Annotated in this window: 1 protein-coding gene; it reads right to left on the minus strand. The window is 39.7% G+C overall.

Annotated elements, in window-relative coordinates:
- Window positions 1-218 precede the first annotated feature (218 nt).
- On the minus strand, window positions 219-843 hold a 625-nt coding region (locus PULV_RS00040; RefSeq protein WP_193330563.1), incomplete at its 5' end, for an IS110 family RNA-guided transposase.

Here is an 843-nt window from a genome sequence, read left to right on the forward strand (position 1 = left end):
TTAGGGGCTTATATGGACTCCCCGTTAATGTCAAAAAGAAAAAGTTTAAAATAAGTTAGATGCTCGCTTATATACAGGCTCAAATTGAGGTGCTACCTCTGGCCTCTGATGTTTTCGCACCTTCATGACTTTTCTGTTGAGCAGTTTTATAAACTTCAGCCCCTAACAGTCTCTTGAAGGTCGGTCTTACCTATTTTAATACGCTCTTTTTGACAAATCTAAGCCACAAGTAATTGTGGCTGATACTCTGCATCATGCTTTAGCAACGCAAAAGCAGTTCTTACTGTTTTATTCGCCAACGCTATCGCGGCTATTTTTTTACCTCGACGAACGGTTAATTCTCTTAACCAGATATCTTTTTGGCTACGGCTTTCTCTTTTTTCTAGTTGGCAAACAACAGCTAATGCACCTTTATACAAAGCGCTGCGCAGCTTCTTGTTTCCTATCACTTTCGATATTGAGCCTATTTTCTCCTTACCACCACTACTATGTTGTACTGGCGTTAAGCCTAAACAGGCAGCAGCTTCCCGACCATTTTTGAAATGTGTGGTGTTACCTAAAGCTATTTTCATTAAAATAGCACAGACGGGACCCACACCTTCTAATGCTTGTAAACGAGTGCAGATTGGGTCTTGTTTAACGATTTCTCGTAACTTTTCTTCAATCAGTTTAACTTCTTCTATTGTTCCAATAAAACGCCTAAAAGTCAGTTGTATTGAAAAGCGAAAGCGATGTGTTAAATCATTTTCTGCATCTTCAAGTATCTCAGGAATGGCTTGTATTAACTGAGCATCACCTTGAGCAATAGCATGCCCCAATTCAAGTAATAAAGCGCGGAGCTGA

Source organism: Pseudoalteromonas ulvae UL12, assembly GCF_014925405.1.
GTDB classification, from domain to species: domain Bacteria; phylum Pseudomonadota; class Gammaproteobacteria; order Enterobacterales; family Alteromonadaceae; genus Pseudoalteromonas; species Pseudoalteromonas ulvae.